The 7,966-nt window shown below is 70.0% G+C and carries 8 protein-coding genes and 1 pseudogene; 5 read left to right on the plus strand and 4 right to left on the minus strand.

Features of this window, described 5'->3' with window-relative positions:
* Positions 1-361, minus strand: a 361-nt coding sequence (locus VNR91_RS05915; RefSeq protein WP_325489849.1) for an ATP-binding cassette domain-containing protein, incomplete at its 3' end; no start/stop codon positions are given.
* 47 nt (positions 362-408) lie between these two features.
* On the opposite strand from VNR91_RS05915, the gene VNR91_RS05920 reads away from it, so the two are divergent.
* Positions 409-1,200 carry an SDR family oxidoreductase gene (locus VNR91_RS05920; RefSeq protein WP_325489850.1) on the plus strand — a complete coding sequence of 264 codons (792 nt, stop codon included), beginning with the start codon at positions 409-411 and terminating at the stop codon, positions 1,198-1,200.
* Here the strand turns inward: VNR91_RS05920 and VNR91_RS05925 are convergent.
* Entirely contained in the window at positions 1,197-1,490 is a 294-nt protein-coding gene (locus VNR91_RS05925) for a 4a-hydroxytetrahydrobiopterin dehydratase (RefSeq protein ID WP_325489856.1), read from the minus strand. The genes VNR91_RS05920 and VNR91_RS05925 overlap by 4 nt on opposite strands.
* A gap of 43 nt (positions 1,491-1,533) precedes the next feature.
* Between VNR91_RS05925 and VNR91_RS05930 the strand changes: the two genes are divergently transcribed.
* The 3 genes from VNR91_RS05930 to VNR91_RS05940 are packed head-to-tail and all read left to right on the plus strand — an operon-like array spanning position 1,534 to position 3,157.
* Positions 1,534-1,935 (plus strand): metallopeptidase family protein, encoded by a 402-nt coding sequence (locus VNR91_RS05930; protein WP_325489851.1) that lies wholly within the window; start codon positions 1,534-1,536, stop codon positions 1,933-1,935.
* A complete protein-coding gene (gene ccmA / locus VNR91_RS05935; protein ID WP_325489852.1) occupies positions 1,932-2,525 on the plus strand; it encodes a heme ABC exporter ATP-binding protein CcmA in 594 nt (197 codons plus the stop codon). Before VNR91_RS05930 ends, ccmA begins: the two co-directional genes overlap by 4 nt.
* Positions 2,522-3,157, plus strand: a complete 636-nt coding sequence (locus tag VNR91_RS05940; RefSeq protein WP_325489853.1) for a heme exporter protein CcmB — start codon at positions 2,522-2,524, stop codon at positions 3,155-3,157. The genes ccmA and VNR91_RS05940 overlap by 4 nt, the downstream gene beginning before the upstream one ends.
* A gap of 119 nt (positions 3,158-3,276) precedes the next feature.
* Here VNR91_RS05940 and ilvD read toward each other — a convergent pair whose 3' ends face one another.
* Entirely contained in the window at positions 3,277-5,127 is a 1,851-nt protein-coding gene (gene ilvD, locus VNR91_RS05945; RefSeq protein WP_325489854.1) for a dihydroxy-acid dehydratase, read from the minus strand.
* A 134-nt stretch (positions 5,128-5,261) separates the two neighbouring features.
* Between ilvD and VNR91_RS05950 the strand changes: the two genes are divergently transcribed.
* Positions 5,262-6,437, plus strand: a complete 1,176-nt coding sequence (locus VNR91_RS05950) for a cytochrome-c peroxidase (protein ID WP_325489855.1) — start codon at positions 5,262-5,264, stop codon at positions 6,435-6,437.
* On the opposite strand, the pseudogene VNR91_RS05955 reads toward VNR91_RS05950, so the two are convergent.
* A pseudogene (locus VNR91_RS05955) lies at positions 6,434-7,966 on the minus strand (hypothetical protein); the annotation flags it as partial. The gene VNR91_RS05950 and the pseudogene VNR91_RS05955 overlap by 4 nt on opposite strands.

Raw genomic sequence — 7,966 nt, forward strand, 5'->3', positions numbered from 1 at the left:
CGACCCGCCCGTCCGCGCGGCGGCCGGCCAGCCGCAGCCCGATCGCGATATTCTCCCCCACGCTCATGTGCGGGAACAGCCCGACGTTCTGGAACACATAGCCGATCCGCCGCCGCAGCAGGTGCGCGGCGCCGTCCGCGACATCGACGCCATCGATCGTGACGCACCCGGCGGTGGGCGCGACCAGCCGGTTGATCGTCTTGAGCAGCGTCGACTTGCCCGATCCCGACTGGCCGACCAGCGCGACGAAGCTGCCGCCGGCGACGGTCAGGCTGACGCCGTCGACCGCGCGGACCCCGCCGGGATAGGTGACGGCGACCGCGTCGAAGCCGATGCTCGGGCCGGGCGGGGGGGCTGGCATGTCCGCCGGTTCTGCGCGACGATGCGCGCAAAGGGAAGGGGAGCGACATGCGACAGGCGATCTTCATCACCGGCGGCGGATCGGGCATCGGGCGGGCGATCGCGGCGCGGTTCGCGCGCGAAGGCTGGCGGATCGGGCTGGCCGACGTGAACGAAGCGGGCATGGCACAGACCGCCGCGCTGCTGCCGGGCGGGGCCGATCTCTACCCGATGGACGTGCGCGATCGCGCGGCGTGGACCACCAGCCTCGACGATTTCACCGCCAAGGCCGGGCGGCTCGACGTGCTCGCGAACAATGCCGGCATCGCGCTGGGCGGGCCGCTGGCGCAGGCCGATTTCGACGCGATCGATCGTTGCGTCGCGATCAACCTCACCGGGGTGCTCAACGGCGCGCGGATCGGCCATGGCTATCTGAAACGCACGCCGGGGTCGTGCCTGCTCAACACCGCGTCGGCATCGGCGGTCTATGGCTCGGCCGGCCTTGCGACCTATTCGGCGACCAAGTTCGGCGTCCGCGCGCTGACCGAGGCGCTCGACGGCGAATGGTACGCCGATGGGATCAGGGTGCGCGGGCTGGTCCCCGGCTTCATCGACACGCCGCTGCTCGATCCCGCGCCGGAGGGATCGAACCGCTCGATCCGCGAAAATGTCGTCGCCGCCGGGCTGGAACTGTCGACGCCGGAGATGGTCGCCGACGCCGCGTGGGGTGTGGTGCACGGCGACGCGGTGTTCGCCTATGTCGGCAAGACCGCCCACCGCCTGCGCTTCGCGGCGCGCTGGATGCCCGGCCGGCTGCGCAGGATGATGCGGCGGGGCACGGTGGCCGACGCGGCGGGCTAGTCGACCAGCGCGTCGATCTGCGTCGCCAGGTCGACGTCGCGCGCCGACAGGCCGGCGGCGTCGTGGGTCGTCAACAGGATATCCACGCGGTTGTACACATTGGCCCATTCGGGGTGATGGTCCGCCTTTTCCGCCATCAGCGCGACCTGGGTCATGAACGCGAACGCCTCGCCGAAATTGTTGAAGGTGAAGGTGCGGCGGATCGCGTCGCGATCGTCGTCGTAATCCCAGTCGGGCAAGCCATCGAGCGCCTCGGCGCGCTCCGCTTCGCTCAATGCCTCGATCATAATCCCTCCATGGTCCCCGGACGCTCAACCGATTATGGACTGTTCGATGACCCGGCAAGACCGCTTCGCCCCCGACGCCGCCGCGATCGAGGATATGGCCCGCGCCGCGCTGGCGCGCATCCCGGCGCCGTTCGCGGAGCACCTGGCGGGGGTGGTGCTGATCGTCGAGGAATTCGCCGATGACGACACGCTGGCCGCGATGGCGATCGACGATCCGTTCGCGCTGACCGGGCTCTACCACGGCCGCCCGATCGGGGAGAAATCGGCGTTCGATTCGGGCGCGATGCCCGACCGCATCCACCTCTATCGCCGCCCGATCCTCGATGAATGGGTCGAGACCGGGGTCGGGCTGGAAACGCTGGTGCACCATATCGTCGTGCATGAGGTCGGGCATCATTTCGGCCTGTCCGACGACGACATGCATGCGCTTGAGGATTCGGCGGATTGAGCGCGTCGCTGTCGTTTTCGGACGTCGGCTGCGTGCGTAGCGGGCGGCGGCTGTTCGAAGCGCGCTCGTTCGCGCTGGCCGGCGGCGGCGCCGCGCTGGTGACCGGGCCGAACGGGGTCGGCAAGTCGAGCCTGATCCGCATCGCCGCCGGGCTGCTGGTGCCGTCGGAGGGCCAGGTCACGGGGGATGGCGCGCGCGCGTTGATGGCGGAGGCGACCGCGCTCGACGGCGACCGTCCGCTGGCCGAGGCGCTGCGCTTCTGGGCGGTGCTCGATCCGGCGGTCTCCGACACCGGCGACGATCCGCGCCGCCGGGTCGGCGATGCGCTCCACGCGACCGGGCTGGCGGCGCTCGCCGCTGTGCCGGTGCGGCTGCTGTCGACCGGGCAGCGCCGTCGTGCCGCGCTCGCCCGCGTCCTCGCCAGCCGGGCGCCGGTGTGGCTGCTCGATGAGCCCGCCAACGGACTCGATACCGCGTCGGTGACGATGCTCGAACAGCTGATCGCGCGCCACCGCGCCGGCGGCGGCATCGCGGTGGTGGCGACGCACCAGCCGGTCGCGCTGCCGGACGCGGTGGAGGTGGCGCTGTGATCGCGATAATCGCCCGCGATGTGCGGCGCGGCTATGCCGGCGGCGGGGCGACGCTGGTGGTGGCGTTCTTCCTGCTGGTCACCGTGCTGTTTCCCTTCGCCGTCGGTCCCGATTCGGCGTTGCTGGCGCGGATCGGCGGCGGGGTGATCTGGGCGGCGGCGTTGCTCGCGGCGGTATTGCCGATCGAGCGGCTGGTCGCCCCCGACGCCGACAGCGGGGTGTTGGATCAGATGGCGGTGCGCGGTCTGTCGATGAGCGCGGTCGCGGCGGCTAAGATCGTCGCGCACTGGATCGGCTTCGCCCCGCCGCTGATGATCGCGGCGGTGATCGCCGCGGCGCTGCTCGGCCTGCCGGGCGAAACGCTGCTGCGGGTCGAGATCGGGCTGCTGATCGGCACGCCGGGGCTGGCCGCGCTGGCGGTGGCGACCGGCGCGCTGATCGCGGGATTGCGCGGCGCCGGGGCGCTGGCCGGGCTGGTGATGCTGCCGTTCGCGGTGCCGTTGCTGATCTTTGGCGCGGGCGCGCTGGAGGGTGGGGTCGGCGCGCTCAAGCTGCTCGGCGCGGTCAGCCTGCTGCTGGTCGCCGGCGCGCCGTTCGTCGCCGGCGCGGCGATCCGCATGGGGCGAAGCTAGAGCACGATCCGATCAGGCTCAATCGGAGCATGCTCTATTTGTCTTTTGTTTTTCCGCATTTTCCGAGTCAGCAGATGATGCCATCTGCTTCGAAAATGCTCTGGGGCCGCCCCACCTCCTCAATGCTCGACCTGGCCTACGTCGCGCACCGCGCCGCGCGATGCGTTGGTGGTGAGCGCGGCATAGGCGCGCAACGACGCCGGAACGGTGCGCTTGCGGCCGAACGGCTTCCACGCCTTGTCGCCGCGCGCCTCCATCGCCTCGTGCCGCGCCGCCAGCACCGCGGCGTCGACCGCCAGCTCGATCGTCCGGTTGGGAATGTCGATCTGGATCGGATCGCCGGTTTCGACCAGCGCGATCAGCCCGCCCTCGGCGGCTTCGGGGGAGGCATGGCCGATCGACAGGCCCGATGTGCCGCCCGAAAAGCGTCCGTCGGTGATCAGCGCGCAGGCTTTGCCCAGCCCCTTCGACTTCAGATAGCTGGTCGGATACAGCATTTCCTGCATCCCCGGCCCGCCCTTTGGCCCTTCGTAGCGGATGACGACGACGTCGCCCGCCTGCACCTCGTTGCCCAGGATGCCGGCGACCGCCGCGTCCTGGCTCTCATAGACTCGCGCGGCGCCGTGAAAGGTCAGCAGCGAATCGTCGACCCCCGCGGTTTTGACGATGCATCCCTCTGTGGCGATGTTGCCGTACAGTACCGCCAGCCCGCCATCCTTTGAAAACGGGTGTTCGGCCGACCGGATCACACCGGCTTCGCGGTCGAGGTCGAGTTCCTTCCAGCGATTGCTCTGGCTGAACGCCTGGGTGGTGCGCACCCCGCCCGGCGCTGCCTTGTAGAACGTGCGCGCGCTTTCGCCGGCATCGCGCGCGATGTCCCAGCGATCGAGCGCATCACCCAGCGTCGCGGCGTGGACCGTCGGCAGGCTGGTATCGAGCAGCCCGGCGCGATCGAGTTCGCCCAGGATCGCCATGATCCCGCCGGCGCGGTGGACGTCCTCCATGTGCACGTCCTGCTTGGCCGGGGCGACCTTGCACAGGCACGGCACCCGGCGCGACAGCCGGTCGATATCGGCCATGGTAAAGGCGATCCCGCCCTCATGCGCGGCGGCGAGCAGATGGAGCACGGTGTTGGTCGATCCGCCCATCGCGATATCCAGGCTCATCGCATTCTCGAACGCGGCAAAGCTGGCGATGGTGCGCGGCAGCGCGGATGCGTCGTCCTCTTCGTACCAGCGCCGCGCCAGATCGACGATGGTGTGCCCCGCCTCGCGGAACAGCCGCTCGCGATCGGCATGGGTCGCCAGCACCGATCCGTTGCCGGGCAGCGACAGCCCCAGCGCTTCGGTCAGGCAGTTCATCGAATTGGCGGTGAACATCCCCGAACAGCTGCCGCAGGTCGGGCAGGCCGATCGTTCGATGACCGCCACCTCCTCGTCGGTGTAGCTCTCGTCCGCCGCGACCACCATCGCGTCGACCAGGTCGAGCGCGACGGTCTGCCCGCGCAGATCCGCCTTGCCCGCCTCCATCGGCCCGCCCGACACGAAGATCGCCGGGATGTTGAGCCGCATCGCCGCCATCAACATGCCTGGCGTGATCTTGTCGCAGTTGGAGATGCAGACCAGCGCGTCGGCACAGTGCGCGTTGGCCATATATTCGACGCTGTCGGCGATCAGGTCGCGGCTGGGCAGCGAGTAGAGCATCCCGTCGTGGCCCATGGCGATGCCGTCGTCGACCGCGATGGTGTTGAATTCCTTGGCGACGCCGCCGGCCGCTTCGATCTCGCGCGCGACCAGCTGGCCCAGGTCCTTGAGGTGGACGTGCCCCGGCACGAACTGGGTGAAGCTGTTCACCACCGCGATGATCGGCTTGCCGAAATCGGCGTCGGTCATGCCGGTGGCGCGCCACAGGCCGCGCGCGCCCGCCATGTTGCGGCCGTGCGTGCTGGTGCGGGAACGATAATGGGGCACGGTCACGTCTCCACCGGATGATCGCTCTCCCCCTACATCCGGAGCGGCGGGCGAGTATAGTGGCCGAACGGCGGCGGTCGGTCGAATGGCGCGATACCGTTGCGCCGAAGGCGGCGGGGAAGGGAGCGGTCGGGATGGCAAGGCGGATCGCGGGCATTCCGGCGCTGCTGTTCACGCTTGGGCTGGCGCTGGCGCTGGCGCTGGCGGCGTGCGGCGGCGGGGGCGATGCGCGCCGGTCCAGCACCCCGGCCGCTGTCGCCGATGCCACGACGATCGATTTCGATCATGTCGCCAACTATGCCGCACCGGCGCTTCCCGCCTATTTCGATGCGACGGTGACCGCGCTGGACAACAGCCCCGCGCCGAACCCCGCAGACGATCGGATCGCGACGTTGGGGCGGGTGCTGTTCCACGATCTGCGGCTCAGCACCAACGATCGCGCGTCGTGCGCGTCGTGCCATCAACAGGCGCTCGGGTTCACCGATTCGATGCGGTTCAGCAACGGGATCAGCAACGCCGCCACCACCGAATTCCACGCGATGCGGCTGGGCAACCTGCGCTATTGGCAGCCGGGCTCGACCTTTTGGGACCGCCGCGCCGCCAGCGTCGAGGCGCAGGCGAGCCACCCGTTCCACAGCCTGATCGAAATGGGATGGGGCGGCGCGGCGGGCGGGTTCGACGCGCTGACCCGCAAGATGGCGGCGACGACCTACTATCCGCCGCTGTTCCGCTGGGCCTATGGCACCGACGCGATCACCGAACCGCGCATCCAGCAGGCGCTGGCCCTGTTCGTCCGCGCGATGGTCGCCAGCACCAGCCGTTGGGATGACGGTTATGCGCGGGTCTTTTCGCCGACCGCGCCGAACCGCGCGCTCGACGTCGACCTGCCCGATTTCACGCCGCAGGAAAATCGCGGCCGGCACGTGTTCATGGCCGATCTCGCGCAGGGCGGGGCGGGCTGTGCCGCCTGCCACCGGCCGCCGACTTTCGCGCTGGCGGCGGATGCGCGCAGCAACGGCCTCGACGCTGGCGAGACGCGCTTGTTCAAGGCGCCGTCGCTGCGCAACGTCGCCCTGACCGGCCCGTATATGCACGACGGTCGCTTCGCGACGCTGGCGGAGGTGGTCGCCTTCTACGACCGGGGCGTGCAGGACGGCCCGGCGCTCGACGATCGGCTACGGCAGGGGGGCGGGCCGCGCCGCCTGAAGCTCGATCCCGGCGACCGCGCCGCGCTGGTCGCCTTCCTCAAGACGCTCGACGACCGCGCGCTCACCACCGACGCGCGGTTCAGCGATCCGTTCCGGCGTTAGCTCGCGCGGATCGCATAGAGGGTGGCGTTGCTGATCGCGTAGACCCCGCCATCGGCGCCGATCAGCGTCGGCGTGTACGCCTGGCCCAGCCCGGTGTTGAGCCGCTGGCTCTGCGACAGCATGTTGGTCGCCAGGTCCCAGCGGTACAATATGCCGTCCTCGTTGTTGGCCAGGATCGACCGGCGGATCGGGTCCGCCGCCATCGTGTTGATGCACCATTCGCGCCGCGCGGTGGGCGAATTGCCGTCCGGTGTCGGCCCGACGATGGTCAGCACCTCGCGCATCACCTGCACCGCCGGGACGATCGGGTCGGGCTGGCTCGCGCCCGGATCGACCACCGCCAGCCGGTTCTGCCCGTCGCCGGTGCCCACCCCGTTGTAGTTGTTGTATTTCTGCGCGAGCAGATAGGTGGAGCCGCCGGTGTACGATGGCACCATCGACGCCGGAATCACGCTGGGCGACACGTCCCAGCCAAAGCTGCCCGGCACCCCGACCGGATTGAGCAGCGCGTCGAACTGGAGCAGCCAGCCGCGCGCATTGTGCGTCGGAAACAGCGATTCGAGCACGCCGTAGAACACGCGGCCATCGGGGCCGATCACCGGCGATGCGGTGCCGTCGTCGCTGATCCGCGCCGGATCGAGAGTATTCGGGTCGATCAGCGCCGCCTTGCCGCGCGTGGCGAGCGTGGTGCTGTCGAGCGCGAGCAGATAGCCGGTCTGCGTCGCGGTGGTCGATCCCCGGTTGACCGCGACATAGACCGTGCCGCCGTCGATCGACAGTGCCGGCGCGCAGTTCATCGCCGGCTTCTGCACCGAAGGATCGCCCGCCGCGGCGGCGACGCTGATCCAGCTGCCGGTGCCGTCGGGCGCGACGCGCGCGATCCCGCTGGTCAGCCCGGCCGGATTGGCGCCCGTCACGACGAAGCCGAAGAAGATGTTGCCCTGCGCATCGGCGGTGAGCGGCGTGTTGATGAACACGCTGCCGTCGAACGCGGTCGGGTTGGCGTTGTAGGCCGCCGCGCCGAAAAAGACGTGCGGCACGAACGCGCCGGTGGCGGCGTTCGCGTCGGCCCGCATCAGCAGCTTGCCGCCGGCGCCGGGCGCATAGAGCCGTCCCTGTTGTGTCAGCAGCAAATTATACGGCGGCAGCCAGTTGCGCGGCGGCATCGCATAGTCGGTGGTCGCCGACCACAGCAGAGCGCCCGATGCGCCCGCCCGCGCCTCGACGCGGTAGCCGCCGGTCGCGGTGGTCTTGACCGGGATCACCACGGTGTTGGTCGTCGTCACCACCGGCGATCCATAATGGGTGAGCAGCGCGCCGGCCGGGGTATATTGCGGGGCGAGGTCGACCGGGGACGACCAGGCGATCCGACCGAGATCCTGCGACGCGATCGCGCTCACCGCCGTGTGCTGCGCGTCGCGACCGTAGCCGAACCACGCCGGTCCGGCGACCGGTGCGGGGGTGGGGGTCGGTGTCGGCGTGGGCGACGGGCTGGGGGTTGGACCGGGCGTCGGCGTCGACGATCCGCC

Origin of the sequence: Sphingomonas sp., assembly GCF_035555815.1 — a bacterium.
Taxonomy (GTDB): Bacteria; Pseudomonadota; Alphaproteobacteria; order Sphingomonadales; family Sphingomonadaceae; genus Sphingomonas.